The following is a 26,602-nucleotide window of genomic DNA, read 5'->3' as shown; positions in this document are numbered from 1 at the left end:
CTAGCCATTGCAAATCATGATGATATTCCCATCCGGATCGCTTATGGTAAAGAAAGCAAAGTCCTCATATTCCACGATATCCGACTCTATTTTATAACCGGAAGTTTGCAGGAATTGATAGGATTGCTCTAGTTCGTCTGTATGAAAATTGAATAACGGATACGGCGATGGAGTAATTTGTTTCGTTTCTCCTGCAGGACCTGCATCCAACGTCAGGCCAGTGTACTGAGCCATAGGGAGATTGTGGACAGGTTTTGAAACGTTTGATAATTCTACTTCTTGATTGAGCAGTTTGCTATACCATTTGACGGATTCCTCTAAATCACTTACGTGCACAAAAATGGTGTTGATTCGGTTTTTAATGCAACTGTTCATTTTTCAGTGTTTCCCTCCCCTCGGGATTAAGTTACTGATTCTTTCCATGCCGGTCATGATCGGCTTGGCCCTTTTGATCAATGTTTGCGTGGTTTCCAAGGAAAGAGATGCCCGATGTGCACTTTCATTGCTCCAAACTTCATATACAAACACAGCGTTGGGTTCGTCATCGGATGTATTTACCATATAGATTTCACACGCATCAAGCTTTTCCATTTCTTTTGCAGCATCCAACAAAATTCCCGCTAAAGTGTCACGCTCCCCATCTTTTACAGTGAATTTACCGTATAAGCCAAATTTGCTCATTTTCTTCCTCCTCCATTTTTTATCAACATCCTTCTCCAAGTTGCGGATAACCAATCCTTGATAATATGATAAATTCCACTCTATGGGCGATTTTCCTTCTACTCTTTCGATATCCATTTTGCTATGTAATAAAAAAGAGGGAATTTGGATAAGCAGGAAACTGCCCGAAAAAACCGAATGCTAAACAGGAGCATTCGGTAGTTTACACAATGGACAACAGAGAAGGTGCAAATGAATATATTTCATTCTGTTGGTATCGTTTTTCTAAATATTTGCTTATGACACCAAGGGGTTATCCGTCAACAGTAATTCGATGCCTTACCTATTGTTCTTCTGCTGCCATGGCCTCTGCTTTTGTCCTATGAACAGTGCCGAATGGATGGTTCGGAGGTGCATAAATGGAATAAAGCTTTAAAGGAGTATTGCCCGTGTTCGTTAAATTATGCCATGTGCCGGCAGGTATCATGATTGCTGAATCATCGAAAACGTTTCTTACAAAACGCAAGTCATCCTTTCGTCGTCCCATTTGGACAACCCCTTGACCCTGTTCTATCCGTAGAAATTGATCCACATGAGGATGTCTTTCCAATCCGATATCCTCGCCAGGGCGGAGACTCATCAACGTAACTTGTAAATGTTCTCCCGTCCACAAAGCAGTGCGGAATGTGTTGTTTTGCTTGGATGCCTCGTTAATGTTCACCACATACGGTTTGCGTCCCTGATCTTTTAATGAATGAACCCCTTGATGAGGAGAACGGAAAGAATGATATTGTTGATTTTGTTCTCTTTCCTGGAATGCTCCTCCTTCATCGTAATAGAACGGTGCTTGCGAATAATAAGGATAATAATAATATGGGTATCTGTAAGGATCATTGTACATATTTCTCCACTCCCTCCCAGTCATAGGATCATTTTATTCATTCAGGAATAAAATGTACCTTGACTAAAAGGGAACTCTTAAACAAGGCCTCCGATATACGAAAAATGGTTTACCTTTGAGTGGGGAAGAATTGATTGAGGAGTTCCATCTAGATGGCCAAACTTTTTCATGCCTTATTTCCCTTTCCCTTCACTTTCTTCATCGCACTATTTAACTTCTATCGGAAAACCATTAATATTAATAGAACTAACGAAATATTTAATTGGCGATCCATTGAATGTGTCTATCTGGAAAATAAATAGCACAATCAAAGCAAAAGAAAATAATGATGACCAATCCTTCCGCTGATGCCTCTCAGGTTAATTGTTTGCCCCTTTCATCATAAAAACAGGTATATAGTCACATTTCGATCGCATTTATTGTCGGAATATTGGTTCTATTTTGGTATAGACAACTATAAAGGAAGCGTTTACGCTTAAGCTGTATTGATTTTTGATGAAAAAGGAGGTGGGAATTTATCGTAATATCTTAGTTCGTCCCCATCCAAGAACTGCTTTCCATAAGGTGTGCTTAGCTATACGTGCTATCAAGCTATTAAAATTTTTGGAGGCGGTTTGATGAGAAAACTAGTATTTTTCTGGCTGGCGGCAACTTTATTCTTCCTGTCACCCACCGTTAGAACCGTTGCCGAAGCAACCTCAAGCGATGAAGCAAGACAAGTTCCTGTCCGCGTCATGACCTACAACATGCATACTGGCATTGGCAGTAATGGCAACTATGACCTTGACCGCATCGTCGATACAATCCAAGCTGCAGATGCCGATGTTATCGGCCTGCAAGAAGTCGATGTACACTGGGCTGCCCGCAGCAATTTTGACGACCAGTTGGCAGAGCTTGCAGATGCATTGAACATGTATTCTTTTTTTGCCCCTATTTACGACCAAGATCCCCTCACCGAAGACGAACCCAGACGGCAATTCGGCGTCGCCGTCCTAAGTAAATATCCCATTACATCCGCAACAAATCGGGAAATCACCAGGCTCTCGACACAGGATGCCAATCCTGAACCTGCATTGGCTCCTGGCTTTGCAGATGTCCGGATCAACGCAAAAGGTGCGCGCTTTTCGTTTTTTGTCACCCATCTGGATTATCGCACCGATCCCTTTGTCAGGGAAATGCAGGTGGAAGATATGCTGCGCATCATTCCGGAAACAGGCACCTCTATCTTAGCCGGGGATATGAATGCCGGACCGGATGCTTCCGAATTGCAGCCGCTCTTGGACAGATTTCAGGACGCCTGGGGCGGAGACGGTGATGGGAACACATATCCTGCCGTTTCTCCACAAAAGCGGATTGATTTTATCCTGGCTTCGCAAAATGTTGACTTGCTCCACACGGAAGTGATTCACACAGACGCTTCCGACCATTTACCTGTAGTCAGTGACTTACTGTTGAAAAGAGGAAACTAAATTAGAAATAAGGAGTGGGCCTATTGCAAAAACAACGATTGATTGCTGCATTGTCGCTGCTGCTTACGTTACTGTTGGCATTCCCTTTAGCGGGCTTCGCGAAAGGATGGGACGATCCTTCCAAACCGGGATGGGGAAATGGCGGCAAAGCCAAACACGGCTGGATCGTCAGCAAGATGAAGCATATGACGCTGGAAGAAAAAATCGGTCAGCTTTTCATCATCCATATGTATGGACAAACCCCGACAGACTCCGACTATGAACAGACAAACCTCAACAATAATCGGGGGGCAAAGAACTTTGAAGAAGCTATTGAAAAGTACCATATCGGTGGAGTGATTTATTTTAACTGGACCGATAATATCGGCACTCCGGCTGACCTGGAACAAGTGAACGCTTTATCCAACGGTCTGCAGGAAATAGCGATGGACCAGCGCATGCCTATACCATTGTTTATTTCGACCGACCAGGAAGGCGGCATCGTTCAACGGTTGACCAGTCCAGGTACCGTCTTTCCTGGCAACATGGCTTTGGGAGCTACTCGTTCTGCTGATTTGGCAGCAGACTCTGCCTCCATCATCGGTACAGAGCTGAAAAGTCTTGGAATCAACATGAACTTTGCTCCTGTGTTCGATGTCAACGTCAACCCGGCTAACCCGGTAATCGGTGTCAGGTCTTTTGCAGAAAACCCTGACCTTGTTTCCGAACTGGGCGTGGCTCAATCGCAAGCTTATGAAGCGGAAAATGTCATTCCGACAGCCAAGCACTTCCCGGGTCACGGCGACACAGATGTCGATTCCCATTATGGTCTTCCAATCATCAATCATGACCTGGAGACCTTGCAGGAAGTGGATTTAAAACCATTCCAGGCAGGTATTGATGCTGGAATCGACGCAATCATGACCGCCCATATCGTTGTTCCTGCCCTTGATGACTCTGGGTTGCCTGCGACTCTTTCCAAGCCCATTTTGACGGACCTTTTGCGGGAACAAATGGGATTCGAAGGTCTGATTGTCACCGACAGTCTCGGTATGTCCGGTGCTAATGTGTTAGAACCAGAGGAAGTCCCGGTAGAAGCATTTAAAGCTGGAAATGATATCCTGTTGAATCCACCTGACGTAGAACTCGCTTATAATGCCATGCTGGAAGCAGTACAAAGTGGCGAAATCAGCGAAAGACGCGTCGATGAATCGGTTTACCGCATTTTAAAAGCGAAAATGGAAAAAGGACTTTTCGGAGATCCGTTCACAGACGAAGGTGCGATTGACAATATCGGCACCGAAAGTAACTTGGCAAAAGCTGACGAAATCGCCGATAAGAGCATCACCCTTGTCAAAAATGAAGAGAATGTACTGCCGCTTGCCCATGATCAAAGCGTATTCGTTACAGGACCATCGGCTGCAGAACCGGAGTACCTGGCTGAACAGCTCCGGGCACAAGGTTATGACGTAACGGCATACCCAACAAACACCAGTCCTACTCAAGCACAAATCACAGAAGCAACTGAACAGGCAGCCGCTGCAGACAGCGTGATTGCGACTACTTATACCGCAAATACCAACGCAGCACAACAACGGCTGGTGGAAGAATTGCTCGATACAGAGAAACCAGTTATTGCTTCGGCTATACGAAATCCATATGACTTGATGGCTTTCCCAGAGGTGGATGGCTATCTTGCCACCTACGGAAACAGAGACGTTTCGGTTGAAGCTCTTGCCCGTGTAATTAGCGGGGACGTCAATCCGCAGGGAAAACTTCCGGTCACAATACCTGAGTTATACGAGTATGGACACTTTTTAAGTTATTAGTAACAAAAGCACAAAAGCAGGGACAGTCCCCACAAAACGAAGGGGACTGTCCCTTTGTTTAATGAACCTACTATTAATATCTTTTACTGAGCGCTTCCAGGAGGCAACCAGGTTACTTTCCCCTTTCTTGATAATTCTTTGTGACAGTTTTTCAAACTTCTTTTCAGTTCGCTAAAAATATCGGCCAATAAAACAATGCAGCACCTAAAATGGTTAAAATCCAAAGACAAAATGAAGGTAATCCAATCCTCATCAGGTCTCTATCTGTAAAATAACCGTAAGAAAAACTGATCAAATGGACGGGAGATTGGGTAATCAAAAGAAAGCCGGGAACCCCCATTAAAAACACTGTCATGGCTGTGAGAAACGGGGAAAATCCCTCTAGGACTTCTCCGATTTCTATTGCCAAGGGAATCATGATAGTTAAAAAACCTAAAACATTTACAAAAATAATCCTTAGTAGTGCGGTAATCAAAATGAGCAGTACAATAATTAATAACGGGGATTGAAAGGAAATCATCGAAATAAAAGCACCTGCAATCGATTCAATTGTTCCGGTTTTGATTAACATGCCGGAAACCATCAAAGTACTTGAAAAAAACAACATCATATCCCAATTGATCGAATTCCTAGCAGATTGCCAATCCCAGATACCAATCCAAGGTGTCACCGTAAGTACAGCACCCAGTAATCCGATTAATGGAATGGAAAATCCATGATAGGATTGGGTTATCCATAAAAGCAAGGTTAGCCCCATAATCAAAATCACTTTCTTTTCGGCTGTAGTTACTCCGCCTAATTCATCTAGCCCTTCTTCAATCAACTGTATCATTCTTTTTCGATCGTTTTTTTCAGGCGGGAACATTACAGTAAGAAGAGCCCATAATAGCATCATAAAGAAAAGAACAGGCGGGGCAAAATATAATAGCCAGCTTATGTAATTCAATTCAGAATGAACCGACCTGAGCAATTCAAATGTATAAATGGTGGAGCTTGCTCCGGTGGCTACCAATGCTCCTGATATTGATGTTAGATAGCTGACACCGATGAACAAAGCCTTACCGAGATTCTCTATATCGTTGATTTTCCTTAGATTTTTTAGCAGCCTGTCCAGCACAGAGGCGACGAGGTTTCCCTTCCCGATATTCGAAGGGATAAGAACGGCTAATACAAACATTAATAGGAAAGAAATCAGAATCAAAGCCTTGCCTGAGCCGCCCCCTATTTTCAAAACAGTAAAAGAAATCCTGCTGGCAAGTCCGGTTTCGATAAAGGCATGGGAAATGATAAAAGTAGAAAATAACAGCCAGACTACTTCGGTGCTGAAGTAAGCAAGCGTTTCTTCATAAGCGAAAAAATGAAACGACAGCAATAGCATAAATAGCAGGGAGCTATGTGCCAGTGGAAATATTCTGCCGATCCAAAGCATCTGGATAATAACCAGGGCTGCAATTGCCTTGATCTTGATACTCCAATCGAAAACTGGAAGGAAAAAAGATAAATACAGCAACAGTGCCAACAATAAAAGAATCTTTTTGTTCATCGCTCTGATCTGCTCCTACTCATATGAAAATACGAAAAACCTGGCTGCCACATCATGAAGGACATTTCTATTTGAGGTTGTTCCCTCTTCATCCGCCTTCCCAAGTCGGAAGAGGATCAAAAAAGCAAAAGCCACCGGGATAGTGGCTTTGCTGCATAGGTGGATTAATGGACCGTTCTCGCGGCTTGAATATAGCTCACAGCTGTGTTTCCGGATAGCTTGCCGAATACCGCTCCCGACATCAGTCCAGAACCGCCGGGATAATTTCCATAAAAGATGCCGCCAACCATTTCACCAGCAGCGAACAAACCTGGAATCGGCTGTTCGTTTTCATCTAATACTTCAGCATTTGGACTTACCTTTAGTCCACCAAAAGAAAAAGTGATGCCACAGGTTACAGGAAATGCAAAGAATGGCCCTTTTTCAATCGGCAAAGCCCAGTTTGACTTCGGCGGAGTGATGCCTTGGGTTCCTTTATTATCCTTAACGGTCGGATTATAGTTCCCTTCCATCACGGCTCCATTATATTCCTCGATTGTTTCCAAAAACTGCTGTTTATTCACTGGAAGCTGATCGGCCAGTTTTCCCAGTGTATCAGCCTTATGATAAGTTGCCTCCTCCAAATTGTATTCCTTACGCAGCATCGGTCTTACTTGCTGGTCGTAAATCTGATAGGCGACATGTCCCGGCTGTTTGAGTATTTCTTTTCCATACTTAGCATACGTATAATTACGGAAATCCGCCCCCTCATCAACAAACCGATGGCCTTCTTGATTCACCATAATACTTAAAGGATAGGAATGCTTTTTAAAAATGTCTCCGGGTTTAGAAAAGTCTCCTACTCTAGGAGCCTGATAATCGGTACCGATGGCATGGCAGCCGGACCATTCACCAAAAGGCTGCGCTCCAGCAGCCAACGCCATCGTCAGTCCATCACCGGTGTTATACTCAGTCCCCCGGACAATGGCTGCTCCCCATTCTTCCCCGATATATTTTTTACGCATTCCTTCATTCGCTTCAAAGCTTCCGCAAGCCAGTACAACGGCTGACGTATTTACCTCTATCGTCTGTTCCAGCATCTCGACAATGACAGAAGAAATGCGCTGATCCTCTTTCTTCAATTCGATGGCACGGGCTTCATAGACAATATCGATTCCTATCTCTTCTGCCCTGGAGAATAAAGCAGCCATAAGGCCCATCCCAATATTTTTCGTTTTAACAGGCAGGCCACCCCAAAATTGATATTTCCCATCTTTTTCGAATGATTGGTTACTATAATTCAGTTCAAATTCGACTCCCTGTTCCTTTACCCACCGAATCGTCTGGTAGGAGAGGTTCACCAGCTGTTCTGCCAATTCAGGCTTGCTTTCACCTCCGGTCACCCTCATTAAGTCCTGATAATAATCCTCTGTTCCATACGTCGGCATGACAATTTTTCCAGCTTGTTCACCCGTTAATTCTGGTATAAGTTTTCGTATGTCATCTAAATCATTGTAGGCAAAACGGATCGCCCCGTCTGTAAAATACGAATTACCGCCACGTTTATGTTTTGGTGCTCGTTCAAGCACCAGTACCTCGGCTCCTGACTCTCTTGCAGAGATTGCCGCACAAAGAGCCGCATTTCCAGCTCCTACGACCACTACATCATAACTTTTCATCTCGCTCCTCCTTTTATAAAATAAAATCTGTACAGATGTTTAGGAAGATTTATACATCTGATCCTCGTGCTTGTTTTGGGATTTTCTTTTCATCCAATGGACTACCAGCGGATACAGCAACGAAAGCATAGTCAAGACAATCAACGCTATGCTGACGCCGGAAGAAAAAAAGATGCCGAAGCTTCCATTAGAAGACGTAAGAGCCATCCGGAAATTTTGCTCCATGTCGGATCCTACAATCAACGCCAGCACCAACGGAGCAATCGGAAAATCAAGCACTTTCATAAACAACCCGATTACGCCGAATAAAAGCAAAAAGTAAAAATCAAACGTGGCATAGCTCAATGTGTACGTTCCAATAAAGGCAAGCACCACAATCATCGGATAAAGTACTTTTGGCGGTGTGTCTAAAACTTTAACAAGCGCACCAACCAGTAAAATATTTATGATGACAAGGGCAATGTTTCCGATAAACATACTATTGATTAATGCCCAAGCCGTTTCAGGCTGCTGTTCAAATAAGAGAGGACCAGGCTGCAAACCTAGCATGATCAGGGCGCCGAGCATGACTGCGGTCGTGCCGGACCCTGGTATTCCCATTGTCAGCAGGGGGATCATGGCACCTACCGAAGCAGAGTTATTTGCTGATTCAGGAGCCGCAAGCCCTTCCACAGCTCCCTTTCCAAATTCAGAGGACCTTTTCGAAAGCTGTCTTTCCGTCGTATAGCTGATCATAGAGGCAATCGAACCGCCAGCACCAGGCAGGACACCGATGATGAAGCCCAGCGGACCACTCCGTAAAATCGGCCATTTCGAACGCCGCCATTGTTCTTTTGAAAACCAAACCTTGCCTACCTTTTTCTTTTCCTTCCGCTGCTCGTCAATCGATAATAGATTGTAGAGCACTTCGCCGATAGCATAGACACCGATAATCACGATGAGAAAGTCGATTCCTTCACTTAAATGCGAAGAACCGAATGTAAATCGGTATATGCCCGTCTGGGTATCGATTCCCACCGTACTCAAAGCCAGTCCAATTGACATTGCCAAAAAGCCTTTCACCATTTTTCCTATTGATAACGAGACAATTGCCGACAAAGTAAGCAACATCAATAAAAAATATTCGGCCGGTCCAAATTCCAAAGCAAAAGCGGCCAACGGCTCTGCAAGAAAAATGAACCCAATGACCGCAATCAAACCGCCAATAAAGGAAGCAACCGCGGATATTGCCAGTGCCTGTCCAGCCATTCCTTCCCTGGCCATTGGATAACCGTCAAAGGTTGCTGCGATAGCAGAACCATCCCCCGGTGTATTTAACAGAATCGAACTGCGCGATCCGCCATACATCGCTCCGTAGTAAATGGCCGCCATTAAAATGATGGCACTTACGGGATTCATGCCAAAAGTCATCGGGATCAATACTGCGACAGCCGTAGCAGGCCCGAGTCCAGGGAGCATTCCGACAATAGTACCAAGGAAACCACCTATGATTATCCAAACAATATTGATCGGTTCTATTGCAATCGATAAACCTTCCATGAAGCTGTTAACATCCATGCTGTAATCACCTCCTTAAGGTAAGCTCACTCCCAGCAGCTGACTAAATGCATACCATGCCAAAAAGGAAAAACTGACGGCGACGACGCAGTTTATCAGCCATTTTTTCCAACCATTGATGAGGAATAATAAACCGCCTAAGAACCCAATAGTAGAAAGTAAAAATCCAATCCGGTCAAAAACGAGTGCATAGATACCGCCTAAAATTATCGTAAACACAATTAATTTTGGTGTCCTTCCAGAAAACAATTGTCGGACTTCCATATTTTCTTCTGCTACATGCTTTATTTCCTGAAATAAGTACACGATGCTTAACAACAACATTAAAATGCTAAGACCAGCAGGAAAGTACAAGGGGGCATTCGGATTTCCCAGATTCGCTTTTGGCAACTGAAGCGAGCCGATCAAAAACAGACAGCTGAACAGCAGCAAAAATATCGGCACCCCCAGTTTGATTCCTTTCATCATCACCATCGCCTCCCTTATTCTGTATGAAACCTGCCATCGATGTAACAGGTCTCTTTCCTTATCTTTATCATCTTTTTATTGACGTAGTGGTTAACTGCGGCATCATCCCTTACTCACCTGGAGAAAATGGGAGTAATGAAATCCTGATCCCGCAGTGTAGTCACCGGTAAGAAGCAATCTTAGTTATCCAGTAAACCGGAATCATTTATTAATCGTTGATAAAGGTCATGCTGTTCTTGCAAAAACGCTTTTGTTTCTTCACTATTTTTATAAAAATCTTCCCAGTCATTGTTTTCAAGGACTTTCTGCCATTGATTTGTTTCGACCATTTTTTCCAGCTTTTTATCCCAATAAGCAATTTCGTCCTCTGTCATATCAGGCGGGCCCATCAATCCCCTCCAATGCGGGAAAACCATATCCACGCCTTCATCCTGCCAAGTGGGCACATCCTCCAGGTCTTCAAGCGGTTCGTCAGAGGAAACAGCCAATATCTTAAGTTTTCCTGCTAAATGTTGATCTTTTACTTCTGACAGTGAGGTAGTGACCGCATCAACATGTCCACCCAACAATGCGGTTACCACATCTCCCCCACCTTCGTAAACGAGGAAATTAAGCTCTGCGGGATTGATGCCGAACTCACTTGCTGCTTGGACCAGCGATAAATGATCATCATTGCCAAGACCAGGCCCGACGCCAATTTTTACTGCAGTTGGATCCTCTTTAGTAGCCTTTAAAAATTCAGACGCAGATTGATAAGGTGAATCAGCCGGAACAGCAAGTGCTTGCCATTCGGTCGCAAGCGTAGCAATCGGTGTGAATTCTTCATAGGTTAATTCACTTTGCTCCAGTAAATTATTGGTAAGCACAAGGCTAGAATTGACAGCGAGTGAGTGGGAGTCCTTTGACTTTAAATACTTCCAGCCAACTTCTCCCCCACCCCCAGGTTTGTTGACGACATTAATATTTTTATCGACCAACTCTTGTTCTGACAGCACCTTCTCAAGCGAACGGGCTGTCAAATCCCAGCCACCACCTGGCGAAGCAGGTGCGACCATTTCTATATTTTTATTCGGATAGCCATCATTTCCGGAAGCGTTTCCCGCACAAGCGGCTGTTATTAAAATCACGGACATAGTAAGAAGCACTTTGATAATTTTTTTCATAAAAACTCCCTCCTGATACTTGATTTATCTGTATCCTACTAATACAGCCCCTCAATGTAAACGTTTTCAAAATATTGTTTTTTAACGAATTAAAAAACATTTTGTGCATTAAATGCACAAAATGCGAAAAGTGACTTTCTGCAAACTCGTTTCTATTACTTTTTGATAGAATACCGCCGCTCTGGTCGTCCGACAATACCATACATTTGCTCTACAACCGCTTCATTTCTGCCCACTAGGTATTCCAAGTACCTTCGCGCAGTCGTCCGTGAAGCACCAATCTTTCCGGCAGCCTGTTCGGAAGTTATGCCATTTTGTTCGATGATAAGAATTTCTTTGACCTTTTCAAGCGTACGGTGATCGATACCTGTCGGAAGGGTAGCTGTGCTTTTTTGCTCAATTTGTGGAGAACCAAACACTTCCTGCAACAGTTCTTCGTCAACTTCTGCTCTCGATTGGATCTTTTCTTTTTTCTTTTTATATTTCTGCATCGATTGTTGAAACTGTTCCATCGTAACAGGTTTAATCAAGTAGTCCTGAACACCATAGTTTAACGACTTTTCTAAAAACACTTTGTCGGTAGCGGCAGTAATCATGATGATATCTATCTTCGGATAGTTCTCCCGAATACGCTGAAGCAAATCGGTTCCTAATTGATCCGGCATGTATACGTCCAGTAATATCAAGTCGACAGTAAATGCTTCAAGCAATTGCCAGGTTTCCTTAGCGTTGTTGGCCTTACCGACGAGTGTCATTCCCGGTATTTTCTCCAGAAACGCTTCATGAATTTGAGCTACCCGAAAATCATCCTCTGCAATAAGAACCTTTAACATGTTTTCATCCCCCTATTCTTTTGTTATGTTCCTGTATTTCCTTTGGAAGGATCACCGTAAATACCGTTCCGTTACCAGGACTGCTGCTTACTTCAATCGCTCCATTCAATGAATAAACTTCCTCTTTCACGTTCGCTAGACCATATCCTCTATTTGTTCCTTTTTTTGAGTAACCTCGATGAAATATACGGGCTTCCATATCTTTGTCCAAACCATTTCCGTTGTCGGCTATCTCACAGATGATATCGTTACCTAAATCAGTAACAAAAAAAGAAACCTCCGGAGCAACACAACCTTTCACCGCATCAAACGCATTGTTGAGCAAATTGCCTAGTATCACAATCAAGGGGGACAAAGGAATATGTTCCGGTAGAGGCGCAAGCGAGCTCTCTTCATCCACAGTAAACCGAATCTTTTTTTCTGATGCTTTTGCGTATTTTCCCAGTAATATTGCCTGTACCTTTTCATCACGAATTTGCGAAAAGAACATTTCAGAAACCTGTTCCTGTATATTCGCTTCCCTTTGAATCAATTCGATTGCTTCTTTTGTTTTGCCTAGTTGGATGAATCCTAAAATAACATATAATTTGCCGGTAAACTCATGTGCCTGGGCACGAAGATCTTCTGAATACTGCCTGACCTCCGAGAGGGCGTCCACCATTTTTTTTATCTCGGTTTTATCCCGAAAACTTGCGACAGTCCCTGTCTTTCGGCCATTCTCTTTTATCGGTCTTGTATTGACGATAATGATTTTTTCTTTGTACTCCAGTTCCTTATTGACAATTTTAGTTGGTGACTGAATCATTGTGACCAATTCCTCGGATGGGAGAACATCAAGAATATGCTGTTCAATTACCTCCTCTCTTCGAATATCCAGCAAATCTTTGGCTGATATATTCATGGTGGTAATCATCCCATGGTGATCTGTAGCGATAATTCCTTCTTTTACAGACTGCAAGACGGCATCTCGTTCTCTGTACAGAGAGGAAATCTCAAATGGTTCCAAGCCCAATGTATCTTTGCGAATGCTTTTGGCCAACAGAAAGCTTCCGACAATGCCCAGCAGGAAAACCAATCCTGCAGCAAGGATGATTTTATAAATATCGGCCAAAATCTCGCTGTAAATCACGTTCTTCGGAAAATCTACCGTAACGACGCCCTCTACCTTTTTATAATCGTGATAATCGAGCGTTACAGGTGCAACCCCCTTCAGGATACCCTCCTTCCTGCTCCCCGTCTCCATCACGTAACTGCTTCCAAAAACAACTGCTTTATATACCTCATCTCCGGAAGCGGTTACATATTCTTCTTTAGAAGCCGTTTCATCCTGGGCCATTCCGATAATTCTTCCTGAACGGTCAAATATCGTGATGGTTGATGCACCTGCTTCTTCTCTTATTTGTTCTGTCAACTGCTTCATTTCCTCCAAAGTAGCCCTCGAACGGAAGGCATCCTGAACTCCGGGCATGTAAGAAATTGTTTTGGCCGTCTGCAAGGCCAAGCTCTCAGCGTTGGATACGTCCTCCCTTGATTCCATATACCCCACCATAAAAGTAATCAGGCTAATGACGAGCAACAGAAGCGTACCGACCAAACCCAGGATTTTAGTATGAAGTGGCACGGGCCATCGAATCTTCATTTATTCCGCCCCCCCTTCTATGTAAACTGGCTTTTTTAGATTATTGGTTTCCCCTATTAAATCATATTTCTTCTCACTTTCCACCCAGACTTCGGCACTAATTTACATAAACCGCGTTTTTTCTTAGAAGAAGAAGTTTGAAGGAGAAGAAGAAGGGGAACTTCTAAGTAACTTTGAGAAGTGTTCGGTATATAAAACACTTCTCCTACATCGCATCATTAAAAGGGAGAGGACAACAAATGAAAAAGTGGTTGATGATTGTATGCGCCGGCTTGCTGGCTGTTCTGTCTGCCTGCAGCTCCGGAAGCGCGGATAACACGAACGCAGAAGGAAAAGTAGAGCTTGATTTTTGGACATTTTGGGGATCGGAGACAAGGCGACCGATGATCGAAAAACTGATCGAGGATTTCAACAACTCCCAGGATGAAATTGTAGTCAAACATACATATGTACCGTGGGGAGATATTTGGACGAAAAACCTGGCTGCCATCGCTGCAGGTGATCCGCCTGATGTCATCGTCAACGATATCAGAACGGTAAAAATCAGAGCCTCCAACAATCAGGTAGAAGATTTAAGCGAGTGGGTCGATGACGATTTAAAAGACAGTTTCTATCCGCATCTATGGGATGCCGTGACATATAACGACAAAGCATATGCCCTGCCTTTCACTACCGATACCAGAATGCTTTTTTATAACAAGGACGCTTTCCGTGAAGCCGGATTAGATCCAGAAAAACCACCACGCACATGGGAAGAGCTCAAAGAATACTCCGACAAACTGACCGTCAAAAACGATGATGGCGGATATGAACAAGTCGGTTACTACCCGAACTGGGGAAATTTCACTACCCACGATTGGATGATAAACGCCGATAATGGAAAAGGGCTAATGGAAGATGGAAAACCGACTATCAACACTCCCGCCAAAAAGGAAGCAATCCAATGGATGTATGATTGGAAGCAAGAACTAGGGGCGGAAGCTGTGCAAAACATGAAAGCCGAATTCGGCAATGAACAGCAGGATCCTTTCATTTCAGGTAAAGTTGCGATGTGGGCAGAAATCGGCACCTTCTATAAGCAATTACAAGAGTTCGGCGGCGACCTGGACTACGGTGTAGCGACAATGCCTGCTTATAACGAAAATACGGAACCATGGAGCACTGGCGGTGGATTTGTCATGGAAATACCGAAAGGCGCTAAAAATCCAGAGGCTTCCATGAAATTCATCAAATATCTGACAGATGTCGAAGCACAAACCTACTGGGGTGAAAATAACTTCGACAACATCGCCAACAAAAAAGCTACCGAACAAATTACAGAGAATCTTGATGGAAAAGGAGAGGAGATTTTCCAGAAATCAATGGAAAGCCTGGAACATACTTATTTGTCCATCACACCGCCTGAATATCCGGAATATGAAAACCTGGTCAATCCTCTGATCGACGATGCGCTCAATGGAAAAATTTCCGTTGAAGAAGCACTTGATCAGGCTCAAAAAGATGTAGAAAATTCCAAGCAATAGTTGGAAATATCTTGAGGAAAAGCGGTTATGAACCGCTTTTCCATTCTCTTTTCCATAACAGCTCTCTGATGGGGGAAAATCCACAGACTTACTACAACACAAGTTAGGAGGCGAGGAAGTTGAGCGGAATGAAAGAACATCCAATCCAGTTGGGGACAACACAGAAGAATAAGGTACATAATGGCAAGAGTCGCGACAGGGCAATAAGAAAACCGAAAATGAGCAAATTGTCACTAAAAGAGAATATTTGGGGCTATATCTTTATCGCTCCATGGATTATCGGTTTTCTCGGACTTACACTAGGACCTTTGGTGTTTTCGTTAATAACTAGTTTCACTGATTATAACGTCACTTCCCAAATGCATTTTACCGGTTTTGACAATTACAAACGGATGTTCACGATTGACCCGTTATTTTGGACTTCCCTGTACAATACAGTCTACTTTGTCGTTTTCTCTGTTCCATTGACCACGGCAGGGGCTGTAATTGTGGCCATGCTGCTTAATCAAAAAATGAAGGGCATCAAAATATTCCGCACCATATACTACTTGCCCGCCGTTTTGTCAGGAGTTGCCGTTTATTTTTTATGGATGCAGCTGCTCAGTCCTTCTACAGGTCTGGTAAATACCGTTCTTGCCTGGTTCGGGATCGACGGGCCTGCCTGGCTGTTCGAACCGGAATGGACCAAACCGGCGCTCGTCATGATGAAAATGTGGAGTGTCGGCGGCGGCATGCTGCTTTATTTGGCAGTCATGCAAGGCGTGCCAAAAGCTATGTACGAGGCGGCAGAGTTGGATGGGGCCGGCTCGATCCGCAAGTTTTTCCATATCACCCTTCCGATGATTACCCCGATTATTTTCTTCGATATGGTGACATCGACGATCGGCGCTTTCCAAATTTTCCAGGAAGCTTATGTCATGACTGACAGTGGCGAAGGCGGACCTTCCAATTCCTTGTTATTCTATAACCTTCATATGTGGAACAACGCGTTTGAAATCTTTGATATGGGCTATGCATCGGCTATGGCTTGGGTATTGTTTGTAATTGTCATGATTCTGACCTTCCTTCATTTCAAATTGAGCAAGAAGTGGGTTTACTATGAAAGCGGGGATGAAAAGTGAGTAATTCTGTTATTGGCAGCAAGAAAAAATGGATAACCAAGAAAACGTTGATTTATTTGATTTTAATCGGCGGCAGCCTTGTCATCCTGTCGCCAGTATGGTGGATGATTGCGACTTCTTTGAAAACACCTCAGGAAATCGCCCAATATCCCCCCAGCTTCTGGCCGGATAGCTTCAAGTTCAGTAACTACCTGGAAGCATGGCAGACAGCTCCTTTCACCCGTTGGACATTGAATACCCTGCTGATTTCGGGTCTGTCGACAATAGGGAGTGTACTTGCCAATGCGTTTATCGCTTATGGATTTGCCGTGATAAAATTCAAAGGGAAAAATTTGTTGTTTGGCATCGTCATGGCAACGATGCTGATCCCCGGCTTTGTCACATTGGTTCCGCAATATATCATTTTCGCTAAAATCGGCTGGGTAAACACCTACCTGCCGCTGATCGTGCCGTCTTTCCTGGGTAGCGCATTCTTCATTTTCCTGATCAGGCAATTTATGCGCACCATCCCGAAGGATATGGTGGAAGCAGCAAAAATGGATGGCGCCAACCATTTTCAAATTTGGTGGCGGATTATCCTGCCGCAAATCAAACCGGCGTTAATTACCGTAGCCATTTTTTCCTTCAATGGTTCCTGGAATGATTTACTTGGTCCGCTGCTCTACCTTAATGATGAAAATTTGTACACCCTGCAAATTGGTCTGCAAACATTCAAAGGTACAGTCTCTACCCAGTGGAACTACTTGATGGCGATGTCGACCACCGTGTTATTGCCGATCATTCTATTGTTCTTTTATTTTCAACGGTATTTTATAGAAGGCTCGAATCTTACCGGTGGGCAGAAGTTTTAATACGGAACATTGTCAGTAATTGGTGTTGATGACTTCCAAAGAAATTGCGCCTCCACGATAAAGCAGTGAAATCTCGATCAACTGCTCCAATTGACATACTAAATAACAGTACGGTTGGATAAGATAATAACCAAGCGTACTGTTATTTATTGTTATTAAACTGACAGACAACCTCTATAATTATTGATTGTACGAATAATACTATTTGGGTTATGTTATATCTTAATTGTGCAAGATTCTGATTACATCTTATGATTCATTTACTTCTTTATAATATAATTTCATTAAATACTCTTCCGTGATTACTAAGTCGCTTTCTAAAAACTTACTTTTTTCTATTATCCACTTGTTTTTCTTACTATCTAAGCTTATGTTATATACTTGATTATCACCGGAATGTTTTTTCCTTACTAATACGCCTTCTGAGTGATTAACAAATGCAACAGGCATTACATCGCCATTCTCCCCATCATCGTAAATTTTATTGAAACTTTCCTCATCATATTCAAGTTCATCATACATATAGGCGCTATATCCAACTAAGTTTCTACTACTAGTTAATTTTAGATCCCTCTTTACTTCATTCTTTAAAATATCCATATAAATTTCATAATTGATTTCGTCGCTTTCTTTGTTTATATCTTCTGTTGTTTTTTTGGAATTTGCCGAACAACCTACAATAAAAAATAATATTAGTAATACGTACCATATTCTAGCCAACTATATTCTCACCCCTTCTATGTACGTACTAAATCAGTCAATATATGTAATTTTATTTTTAAATAAGAAGGCAGCCACAAGGCTGCCTTCTTATTTAAGAGATGACAAATTAATGATAGGCACGTACATACATTTGAGCACTGTCTTGATCCGATTCGTTTCCACCGTAATTAAAGTAAGCAGTTCCGAAAGAAACCATTTTCCATAATGTAGAGGTATTTGAATACTCATAATTACTTAAAGTAGCTGAATATGTTGAAGAATTCGTAGTTCCTTCTTTTTTACCTTTTTCTATTCCTTTTCGATATAATGTAAACCTATATTTCACTTTGTCTACTTCATCTGCCCTTCCCCCTACAAATCCACCACTCCCTCTTACACCTGTATCACCACCGGCATTAAAAGTCGTAATAGAAGCATTAGCCGTAGGTGCTGCACTAGTTTCTATCGTACTAAATCCCATCAAGCTTATTAGTACTACCGAAAAAGTAATCAAAACCTTCTTCATTTTCATAATTTTCCCTCCCTTGTAAAATTATCTTAATAATATTTGTAGTTAGTATATAAGTCAATAGTTTATTACATATTTACAAAATATTTACATATTATATCAAAAAGCGACATTACTATCTTAGAATAAACATAGTTTCCCGAAAACTTGCATACTTTGAGCTTTATTTTTGATTGGAGAGCATACTGCATCCTCAGTCAAAAGAAGACAGCCGTAATAAATTTACGACTGTCTGTGTGAAAGTGAATTTTTATCCTCTTATATATAGTTGTAGTTACTTTTATACTTCCTGTTTTTAAGAACGCAAATTGATATGTTCCGTTGCGTCGTCTATTCTTTCTTCCAACTATATGCCCCCAAGATACTACACAAATAACAAAATCAAAAAGAGACTGGGACAAAAGCATGGTCACCAAAACAAAAGCCGAGTGAATTGGAATCGTTCGGTTTTTGTTGCTTTTATTCCAGTCTCTTCCGTTATCTATAACTTTACCCGATCAGAATATTTACCAATCAAGTGCTGATTATGCGCATCTGCTCCTTCTATGTTACCGCTTAAAAAGACGGGCGGCTGAAAACCAGCTTCCGCCATCAGTTTAATGGCTTGCGCAAAGATTCCATTAATGATTGCGGCTCCGATTACGGTCGAACTCGGCGCAAAGCTCACCTGTACTTCCGGATGGCTAAGCAGCGCATCTCCGACCGGTGCATGATTATCGACCACGAGATCAACTGCATCAAACAAATGCATCCCGCTTGAATGTCGTGATGACTGGCTTTGTGAATATTGAATCGAGGTTATCCCGATGACAAAGGCGCCTTTTTCTTTGGCAATCCGCGCCACATCGACAGGTACCGGGTTACGTCCAGATGTAGACAACACCACCATGATATCCCCTTGGCGAATATCCTGATCTTCCATAAATTGTCCAGCATAGTCATTCTTTCTTTCCAAAGTCGAAGAACGGACCGCTCCTTCATGCAACATCAATGGTTCATGAAGAATCGGGTGCACAGGGACTAATCCGCCTGCACGATAATAAACCTCTTCCGTCAAAATATGTGAATGGCCGCAGCCAAACAAGTGGATCACTCCGTCATTTTGCAGCGAGGCAGAAATTTTTCCAGCAGCCTCGCGCAAAGCAGGAAACTCTTTTTCTTCGATAACGCGGAGCAACGCATGCACCTTCTCAAAGTAGTTCGTTAACATCCAAACCCTCCTAGTTTTGTTCTGTCTCTTGTTTAGCGGCTTCTATTAATTGAACCATGTTTTTTAATGCAATATCAATTATATAAATGCCCTTATCCTCTGTCGCCAGGGTGGCGTCCCCTAAAACAGCGGTTTCCGTGAATTCCTCCCAAGGGGTAGGTGTGACATCCGCACTCAATGGAATATCAGGAATATCATTGATCGCCTTCTCCATTTCCACCAACTCCGGCGCAAGATACAGCATATAGGAAGTCTCTATTTCACAGGCATGAAAATAGGTGGCATGGGTAGATGGCGTTTCCCTCACTTCTTCTGCCGCCTTATTCATGCCAGGATAAAATAAATACAGCACTTTCATTTTCGGACATGTTTCATACAATTCACGCGCAGCTTCCTTCAAAGCTGTTCCATTGCCCAAATGCCCGTTCACCATGGCGAATACTTCGATACCCTGGCGATAAAGACTCTCGCCGATATCGACAATATAACTGATCAGGGAACGATTGCTGACGGTGATGCTTCCAGGAAAATGCCGCAAGCTCCATACCTGTCCGTAGGGCAACGTCGGCAATACCAAACCATCGACCATTTCAGCAAGCTTGTCCGACAACCGTTCAGCCAGGAAGTTATCTGTACCGAGGGGCAAATGCGGACCGTGTGCTTCCACTGCTCCCACAGGAAGAATTGCGACTTTGGAACGCTGGATTTCTTCTTTAATATTATAGGAGTTTTGATATTGAAACTTCACAACAGCACCCCTTCTCTATTTTTTGAAAGTAAAACACCGGGCCGGATTTTCCACGAAAAATTTAGTTATCAGTTTCTCCCCGTCAAACCCGAGACTGTCTGCCTCTGCTTTGAAGCGGGGAACCCACTTGGCAATGATGTTTTCCAGCCCGAGTCCGTAATCATAGTGTTTATAATAAGACTTTCTGGCAGTGTCTCCACTGACTAAAATTTGGTCCTCATAGCCTTTGCGCACCAGCTCCAAAATACAGTGAATCCGGGTGCTTTCTGGTGCATACTTAATTTTGGAAATACCATCAAACGAAAGAAAAGCGCCAGTTTTCGCCACTTGTTCGTGATAGAAAGGATCCGGATTTCGATCCATATGCCCGAAACTGACATGCTCCAGGTTGATCCCTTCTTCCTTTAGCAGCTCGATTTGTTCCAGTACCATCGTGCCGGCTTCTGTATGCGTATGAATCGGGGCTTTCGTTTCATGATGTGCCCTCGCAACCGCCCGCAGCGTTTTTTCCTCTAATGGAGTGATCCGGTTATAACCCGTTCCAAACTTCACCTGCCCGCCTCTCCACTTTGTTCCTTCCAACCCTTGTTCTACTTCCTGAATGACGAAATCTGCAAGCTGGTTGGCCGTTTTATCTTCAATCCATTGGTGATATGTTTCGTAGTCACCGACAATTTTTTTTACGTTGTCCCGCATCGGCGCATCCCACAAAAAGCTTTTGTTAAAACCGGCTGTTCCGATGATGGTGATCCCGGTCTCTTCGGATATTTGCTGAACGGCGGCCACGTCCCTGCCATAATCCACAGCGGTGGCATCGACAATCGTTCGGCCGCCGCGCCTTTTAAAATCCAGCACATCTAATTGCGATTTTTCCTTGTCGTCCAACAAAAGATCATCAGCCCCCTGTTCCACCCAATAAGGCGGACGGCAGACAATGTGCTCATGTGAATAGGTGAAACCCAATTTGTCAGGGGAAACATCCCCCGCGAAGGTGCGTACAAAACTCATTTTATCCCCTCCAGAGTAAGTGGAAAAAGGGCAAAACTGCTGCCCTTTTCCTCCTTTGTATTTTCATTAGAACAGTAATTGCGCAAGAAACCGGATGATCGGGCCGAGGATGAACATGTCAGAATCGGCAGCCCACATGGCTGTATCCGGTATCGTATCTGCCAAAAGCATTTTCACCGTGATATATTGTCCCCAGGCAACGACCGTGGAGGTGATGAATCCGGCAATCAACGCACCGCGTACACCACCAGTGACATTACCAAACACACCTGCTGTCGCTGAATGGAAAAACAAGACAATCATGGTAGGGACAAAAATATACCCCACTGTGTTTCCAAGTATGAACAACCATAGCAAAGCGCCGACGAATGAACCTAAGAATCCGAGAATTACGGCGTTCGGCGCATAGGGGAAGACGACCGGACTGTCCAGTGCAGGTTTGGCCCCCGGCACAATTCTTGTCGCAATCCCTTTGAAGGCTGGAACCATTTCCCCGATAAACATACGGACCCCCATTAAAACAACTGCGATACCGGCAGTGAATGTAAACGACTGGATGATCGCATAGATGACGAAATTTTGACTGCCCGCACTTGCCACAAGCTCTTCTGCGCCCGGCGTGTCTTTAAAGGAAATAATGACCGCACCGACCAGGAACAGCAGACCCATGGTCAAGGCTGTGATGACGTTAGAATCGCGAAGGAATTCCAACCCTTTTGGAAGTTTGATTTTTTCCGAATCATTGTCTTTGTTACCGAGCACCTTTCCTGCCAGTGCTCCAAGCAAAGCAACAGACGCTGACGTATGACCCAGAGCGATGTTGTCGTTCCCCGTGATTTTTCTCATGAATGGCTGTGTCAAAGCAGGCTGTACCGTCCAATAAATCCCCATGATGACAGCAAGGAAAATAACCAGTTTACCAAAGGAAACATCCCCGACTGCATGCACGACAATCCCGGCAAAAATGGTCGTCGTCCAAAACATCATATGACCGGTTAAATAAATGTATTTTAATTTTGTAAACCTGGCCAGCAAAACGTTGATCAAAAAACCAATCGTCATGGCCAGCGTGACTGCGCTTCCATATTCGGCGTTAAAGGCATTCTGGCCCATAAATTCGCCAAGTGGCTGCTCCGATAGATTGAAAACCTCTTTCCATAATGGTTCAAATACCGTCAGGGCGCTGACAATGATGTCCGAACCAGCACTGATGATCAAAAAACCGATGATTGCTTTAAATGTACCACTGACTCGCTGACTTGCGGTCTTATCCTGCAACAGTAAACCGACCAGTACGATAAAACCTAATAAAATCGCAGGTGTTCCAAAGACATTGTCGGCTATCCAATAAATGACTTCCACTTTGTTTCCCCCTTCGTCTGCTTTCTATATTGTTTCGACAATCTTTATGCCTTGGCTATATGTTCGTCAATCGCCTGGTTGATCTCATCCATATCAAAATAGTTGTTGACGATGATCACCTTGGCGCTATGTCCCTCCAATCCTTCTGCCAGTTCGTTGCTTGTGATAATATAATCGGCACTCATGCTTGATGCCGAAGATACATCGGTATGCTCGACATCAGCCCGGATTCCTTTCTCGCTGAGTGCCTGCTCCACATTCATCTTCAAAATCAAACTGGTTCCCTGTCCTAGTCCACAAACCGATAGTACTTTAATCATTTGCTTTCCCCCGTTTCAATGATTGTTTTAATATCGCGGTAACTTGCTGCCGTTCTCAACTGATTAACGTTTTCTTCCTTGTTGAGAAGCATCGTCAGCTTCTTTAATAAATCAACATGTTCTTCACTTGATGAAGCCCCAAGTCCGAAAATCAATTGGACAGGGTCATTGGATGAATGCCCGAACGTGACAGGATCCTTCAATTGCAACAGGGAAACAGATGCTTCCTTCACCCCGTCCTCCGGTCTTGCATGGGGAATGGCTATGTGTGGCGCGAGGACGAAATATGGTCCATTGTCTTGAAAAGACTGTACCATCGCCTCGATATACACATCCTCCACCGCCTCCGCGTCTGCCAGTAAAACGCCCGCCTGTTTGATGGCATCCTCCGCATCAGCAGCTTTTGCTCCGACTTTGACTAATCCCTCTTCTAAAAACTTCATGATCAAACTCCTTATCTTGATGAATAGGTTGTAATGATTTTGCAGATTTGCTCCTTGTTTTTTGCATCCAGTATTGCACGTTTGTCATGGGAAAACATTTTGGTTAGCTGAGCCAAAGCTTTTAAGTGCTTTTCGTTATTTTCCGGAGCCAAAACCATGAAGATTCTGACTTTTTTGCCCAGCATTTCTACTGGTTCCTGCAAATGCAACAAGCTGATTCCCAATTGATTCACACCATCTTCCGCACGACCATGCGGCATCGCAACCAAGGGAGAAATCACGACATACGGACCTTGCTCCTCGATATTGTCGACCATCGATTCGATATAATCTTCCGTGATGCATCCTTTTTCCAAAAGAGGTCTGGCTGCCAGCTCTACCGCTTCCTGCCAGCTACCCGCGTCAGCTGCAAACAGAATGTTGTCCTCGTTCACTAACTCTTTCAATGCAGGCTTCAATCTGGCTTCTGATGTCACTGCGGGATGGTAAAGATACTTTCTCAATTCCTGCTGTAGCTCTCCTTCTTCCTTCACATCTGCATAACGTCTCACAATGTCCATAAGAGTATCGACCGAGTATGGTTGATAACCATTATTTTCTGTGAACAACGCATTTACCTGCTTCAACAGTTTTTCCTTGTCATGGTTATCAAGCAACGGATTGACTAAACAAACGGGAATTCCCCGATCCGGCAAAGGAACCGTCGAGACGATGAAATCGACCGCTAGTTCCATCTCGCGATACTCACGCAAAGAAGCAATCCCGGTGATAACGACTTCAGAAAACAATCCTTCGAGCTGGCTCTTCAGTAAACGGGAAGTACCGAGTCCATTAGTACAAACAATCAGCATTTTTCGGCGTGTCTGGATGGACAGTCCTTCTTTATGCAGCCATCCACTAAAATGGATTGCAATATAGGCTATCTCGCTTTGGTTGATTTTTTTCCCGACAAAACGCTCAAAATGATGGACCACTTTTTTGGTCAATTGATAGATTTCCGGGAAATTGTCTTCCACAGAGTCATAGGGCAACTCTCCCATATCAATGCCATACTTGATTCGGTAGTATGCTGGTTTTAAGTGTAAAAGCAAGTTGGTTTCCATTCCTGCCCGATCTGTAAAAGAAACCACTGCAACCAACTGAAAATCTTCAATCATCTGTTTGACTACTTCCCGCAATCCGATAATTTCCCCGTTTTCATCCTCGAAGCTTGGATGATAATTCACTTTGGAACCCAATAAATGCTTGGCAAGGTAATACCCTTCTGTTGCCGGTATTTCTTCCTGCCATCTACTTTCCACTTCGGTGATAAAATCTTTTGCTGCGTTAAATTCTCCAGTTTGTTCAATGACATTCTGTTCAACCGGATCAATATCTGCATACTGCTTTTGCTTGACTCGCTGCAAAAACAAGTAAAAACGAATGACAAGAATGTTGAGGACATCATCCGTAAACTGAATGCCCAAACGCTGCTCACAGCGGCTCAATTCGCGATAAATCCTTTTTAATTCAGATTGGTTGAAAATCACATAGTTGCTGTCCTCTTCTTTATCCGCTTCAAAAGCCTGCTCATGAATCAAAGAGTACCAGCCGTGTTGCGGTTTGATCATGGCTATATAGTTGACCAGCGCTCTCCTGATGTCTGTCTCCTTGCCGACAACCTGATATCCAAGTTTTCTCCGGGAAGTAAGCTCCAATCGATAGCTGGCGAGTTCTTCCCGCAAACCTTTCAAATCCTCCAGGACTGTGTTCCTGCTAACCCTGGTAATTGCTATCAAATCTTTCAGGAATAGATGCTTTGCACTGGCCAGAAAGTAAGTGACCAGCCATGCTTTTCTTTCTTCAGGGGACAGTTCGTAATAATAAACCGGGAACACGAGCAGCCTGCTCCTGATTTCCTGTTTCGCCTGCTTTTCCAAGTATAACCCTGCTGCTCTGACTTGCTGTATTTCACTTATCCTGTTTTCCTTCAGCCAAAAGTTGATCTTATCCAGGTCGTTATAGACCGTCCTTCTAGAAACATTAAATTGCTCGGCTAGTTTTTCGACAGGAATATATAGCTCACTATGAACAATTTGAGTTAACATGGCAGTACTGCGCTTATCCAAACTCATTGTTTTCCCCCCTTGGGCAAAACTTTTTATCGGCCTTAATTTAACTATATGCCAAGCCCGCCGGAATCAAAAGACCAAATCATTCACAGACTTTTGTGCAAAAACAAATGGTTCAAATTCCCAACCCAAAAAAACTCGCCGAGTGGCGAGCCATACATTGTGGCACTATTGTCACAGAGATCTTCTTTTTACCAAAAACAAAATACATGACTATCTTATCGGGTTATTTGATGAAACTTCAAACGTTCGCAAAAAGAAATTCAACTAATAAAAATGGATTGGATTGATGAAATAACAAGGAGTTCATGCTCTAAAAGTGGGTTGACGAAGTATGTCTTTGAAATGATTCATTTCAAATAATCATGCTCCCAAAAAATCCAGGACGTTTTCGGGAGTGTTAAAAGATTACTTATCTGTAACCTTAACAAAAACTCTTTATTTGATTTTCCGTGATCCCTTTAATTAATCTCAGTTCACTAATTAAAAATCCATGTGCGTTATCCAGCATTTTTTTCTCACTTGTATTAAGTGCCTTCTCTTTCTTTATACGCAATAAATCACGTACAACTTCCGCACCTTCTTGTATGTTGCCTGTTTTTATTTTGTCTGTGTTGACTTTATACCTTTGTTTCCAGGGTAATAATTTTTCCGATTCTCCATACTGAAAAATGTGTATGATGTGTTTTAATGCAATTATGTCAGTAACCGGCCGTATACTCGAACTCAATATTTTACCCGTAGGAATCATGACTTGCATATTACTGATTAACATTTTTATGACGTAATATTGTTGTTTTTTCCCTAAGATTTCCTTTTCTTCTATGGCTTTAATTATACCTGCTCCATGCATTGGATAAACAATGCTATCGCCAATTTCAAACAAATCGTCCACCTCCATATATGGTAACCTTCTTCAGTTTAACACATATATGTTTTTTATCAAAATTTCCATGATATCATAATTTATTTTTT

The 26,602-nt window shown here is 43.2% G+C and carries 25 protein-coding genes; 5 read left to right on the top strand and 20 right to left on the bottom strand.

Annotated elements, in window-relative coordinates; translation table 11 throughout:
- The 3 genes from ABVF09_RS08655 to ABVF09_RS08645 all read right to left on the bottom strand — a co-directional run bounded on the left by ABVF09_RS08655 (nucleotide 1) and on the right by ABVF09_RS08645 (nucleotide 1,561).
- A complete protein-coding gene (locus ABVF09_RS08655; RefSeq protein ID WP_026572059.1) occupies nucleotides 1–375 on the bottom strand; it encodes a VOC family protein in 375 nt (124 codons plus the stop codon).
- A gap of 3 nt (nucleotides 376–378) precedes the next feature.
- On the bottom strand, nucleotides 379–681 hold the full coding sequence (locus tag ABVF09_RS08650; protein ID WP_026572058.1) for a putative quinol monooxygenase: 303 nt from the start codon (nucleotides 679–681) through the stop codon (nucleotides 379–381).
- A gap of 322 nt (nucleotides 682–1,003) precedes the next feature.
- Nucleotides 1,004–1,561, bottom strand: coding sequence for a cupin domain-containing protein (locus tag ABVF09_RS08645; RefSeq protein ID WP_153462924.1), 558 nt, complete (start codon nucleotides 1,559–1,561; stop codon nucleotides 1,004–1,006).
- A 617-nt stretch (nucleotides 1,562–2,178) separates the two neighbouring features.
- Here ABVF09_RS08645 and ABVF09_RS08640 point away from each other — a divergent pair.
- Together ABVF09_RS08640 and ABVF09_RS08635 are read left to right on the top strand one after the other, a co-directional pair.
- Nucleotides 2,179–3,030 carry an endonuclease/exonuclease/phosphatase family protein gene (locus ABVF09_RS08640; protein ID WP_081704634.1) on the top strand — a complete coding sequence of 284 codons (852 nt, stop codon included), beginning with the start codon at nucleotides 2,179–2,181 and terminating at the stop codon, nucleotides 3,028–3,030.
- 14 nt (nucleotides 3,031–3,044) lie between these two features.
- Nucleotides 3,045–4,838 (top strand): glycoside hydrolase family 3 protein, encoded by a 1,794-nt coding sequence (locus tag ABVF09_RS08635; RefSeq protein ID WP_371069005.1) that lies wholly within the window; start codon nucleotides 3,045–3,047, stop codon nucleotides 4,836–4,838.
- Nucleotides 4,839–5,001: 163 nt separating this feature from the next.
- Here the strand turns inward: ABVF09_RS08635 and ABVF09_RS08630 are convergent, their stop codons facing one another.
- The 7 genes from ABVF09_RS08630 to ABVF09_RS08600 form a co-directional block, all read right to left on the bottom strand.
- Nucleotides 5,002–6,381: an SLC13 family permease gene (locus ABVF09_RS08630; protein ID WP_371069004.1), complete on the bottom strand. Its 1,380-nt coding sequence runs from the start codon at nucleotides 6,379–6,381 to the stop codon at nucleotides 5,002–5,004.
- A 164-nt stretch (nucleotides 6,382–6,545) separates the two neighbouring features.
- The gene (gene tcuA / locus ABVF09_RS08625) at nucleotides 6,546–8,039 is read right to left on the bottom strand and encodes an FAD-dependent tricarballylate dehydrogenase TcuA (protein WP_371069003.1); all 1,494 of its coding nucleotides are present in this window, start codon (nucleotides 8,037–8,039) and stop codon (nucleotides 6,546–6,548) included.
- A gap of 39 nt (nucleotides 8,040–8,078) precedes the next feature.
- The gene (locus tag ABVF09_RS08620; RefSeq protein ID WP_371069002.1) at nucleotides 8,079–9,596 is read right to left on the bottom strand and encodes a tripartite tricarboxylate transporter permease; all 1,518 of its coding nucleotides are present in this window, start codon (nucleotides 9,594–9,596) and stop codon (nucleotides 8,079–8,081) included.
- 15 nt (nucleotides 9,597–9,611) lie between these two features.
- Entirely contained in the window at nucleotides 9,612–10,064 is a 453-nt protein-coding gene (locus ABVF09_RS08615; protein WP_337189827.1) for a tripartite tricarboxylate transporter TctB family protein, read from the bottom strand.
- 179 nt (nucleotides 10,065–10,243) lie between these two features.
- Entirely contained in the window at nucleotides 10,244–11,227 is a 984-nt protein-coding gene (locus ABVF09_RS08610) for a tripartite tricarboxylate transporter substrate binding protein (protein ID WP_026572049.1), read from the bottom strand.
- Nucleotides 11,228–11,382: 155 nt separating this feature from the next.
- Nucleotides 11,383–12,060: a response regulator gene (locus ABVF09_RS08605; protein ID WP_153462916.1), complete on the bottom strand. Its 678-nt coding sequence runs from the start codon at nucleotides 12,058–12,060 to the stop codon at nucleotides 11,383–11,385.
- A gap of 4 nt (nucleotides 12,061–12,064) precedes the next feature.
- A complete protein-coding gene (locus ABVF09_RS08600; RefSeq protein WP_371069001.1) occupies nucleotides 12,065–13,699 on the bottom strand; it encodes a sensor histidine kinase in 1,635 nt (544 codons plus the stop codon).
- Nucleotides 13,700–13,938: 239 nt separating this feature from the next.
- Here ABVF09_RS08600 and ABVF09_RS08595 point away from each other — a divergent pair, with 239 nt between their 5' ends.
- From ABVF09_RS08595 to ABVF09_RS08585, 3 genes are all read left to right on the top strand, one after another.
- Nucleotides 13,939–15,222 (top strand): ABC transporter substrate-binding protein, encoded by a 1,284-nt coding sequence (locus ABVF09_RS08595; RefSeq protein ID WP_371069000.1) that lies wholly within the window; start codon nucleotides 13,939–13,941, stop codon nucleotides 15,220–15,222.
- 218 nt (nucleotides 15,223–15,440) lie between these two features.
- Nucleotides 15,441–16,343 carry a carbohydrate ABC transporter permease gene (locus tag ABVF09_RS08590; protein ID WP_026572047.1) on the top strand — a complete coding sequence of 301 codons (903 nt, stop codon included), beginning with the start codon at nucleotides 15,441–15,443 and terminating at the stop codon, nucleotides 16,341–16,343.
- Complete coding sequence (locus ABVF09_RS08585) at nucleotides 16,340–17,194, top strand: carbohydrate ABC transporter permease (protein ID WP_202616127.1); 855 nt, start codon at nucleotides 16,340–16,342, stop codon at nucleotides 17,192–17,194. Before ABVF09_RS08590 ends, ABVF09_RS08585 begins: the two co-directional genes overlap by 4 nt.
- Nucleotides 17,195–17,443: 249 nt before the next feature.
- Here the strand turns inward: ABVF09_RS08585 and ABVF09_RS08580 are convergent, their stop codons facing one another.
- From ABVF09_RS08580 to ABVF09_RS08535, 10 genes are all read right to left on the bottom strand, one after another.
- On the bottom strand, nucleotides 17,444–17,914 hold the full coding sequence (locus ABVF09_RS08580) for a hypothetical protein (protein WP_371068999.1): 471 nt from the start codon (nucleotides 17,912–17,914) through the stop codon (nucleotides 17,444–17,446).
- Nucleotides 17,915–18,023: 109 nt separating this feature from the next.
- Nucleotides 18,024–18,428 carry a hypothetical protein gene (locus ABVF09_RS08575; RefSeq protein WP_026572044.1) on the bottom strand — a complete coding sequence of 135 codons (405 nt, stop codon included), beginning with the start codon at nucleotides 18,426–18,428 and terminating at the stop codon, nucleotides 18,024–18,026.
- 478 nt (nucleotides 18,429–18,906) lie between these two features.
- Nucleotides 18,907–19,635 carry an SIS domain-containing protein gene (locus tag ABVF09_RS08570; RefSeq protein ID WP_371068998.1) on the bottom strand — a complete coding sequence of 243 codons (729 nt, stop codon included), beginning with the start codon at nucleotides 19,633–19,635 and terminating at the stop codon, nucleotides 18,907–18,909.
- 10 nt (nucleotides 19,636–19,645) lie between these two features.
- Entirely contained in the window at nucleotides 19,646–20,383 is a 738-nt protein-coding gene (locus tag ABVF09_RS08565; RefSeq protein ID WP_026572042.1) for a creatininase family protein, read from the bottom strand.
- 15 nt (nucleotides 20,384–20,398) lie between these two features.
- On the bottom strand, nucleotides 20,399–21,391 hold the full coding sequence (locus ABVF09_RS08560; protein WP_371068997.1) for a phosphotriesterase family protein: 993 nt from the start codon (nucleotides 21,389–21,391) through the stop codon (nucleotides 20,399–20,401).
- 66 nt (nucleotides 21,392–21,457) lie between these two features.
- Complete coding sequence (locus ABVF09_RS08555; protein WP_371068996.1) at nucleotides 21,458–22,753, bottom strand: PTS ascorbate transporter subunit IIC; 1,296 nt, start codon at nucleotides 22,751–22,753, stop codon at nucleotides 21,458–21,460.
- 44 nt (nucleotides 22,754–22,797) lie between these two features.
- Nucleotides 22,798–23,070, bottom strand: a complete 273-nt coding sequence (locus ABVF09_RS08550) for a PTS sugar transporter subunit IIB (RefSeq protein WP_026572039.1) — start codon at nucleotides 23,068–23,070, stop codon at nucleotides 22,798–22,800.
- Nucleotides 23,070–23,516, bottom strand: a complete 447-nt coding sequence (locus ABVF09_RS08545) for a PTS sugar transporter subunit IIA (protein WP_026572038.1) — start codon at nucleotides 23,514–23,516, stop codon at nucleotides 23,070–23,072. Before ABVF09_RS08545 ends, ABVF09_RS08550 begins: the two co-directional genes overlap by 1 nt.
- Nucleotides 23,517–23,527: 11 nt before the next feature.
- Nucleotides 23,528–25,630, bottom strand: coding sequence for a BglG family transcription antiterminator (locus ABVF09_RS08540; RefSeq protein ID WP_371068995.1), 2,103 nt, complete (start codon nucleotides 25,628–25,630; stop codon nucleotides 23,528–23,530).
- A gap of 421 nt (nucleotides 25,631–26,051) precedes the next feature.
- Nucleotides 26,052–26,528, bottom strand: coding sequence for a CarD family transcriptional regulator (locus ABVF09_RS08535; protein WP_153462898.1), 477 nt, complete (start codon nucleotides 26,526–26,528; stop codon nucleotides 26,052–26,054).
- Nucleotides 26,529–26,602 lie beyond the last annotated feature (74 nt).

The sequence above is a fragment of the Sediminibacillus sp. JSM 1682029 genome, assembly GCF_041366435.1.
In the GTDB taxonomy this organism is placed as follows: domain Bacteria; phylum Bacillota; class Bacilli; order Bacillales; family Amphibacillaceae; genus Sediminibacillus; species Sediminibacillus terrae.
The sequence above is the reverse complement of the archived record's forward strand: the minus strand, read 5'-3'. Positions and strand labels throughout refer to the sequence as shown.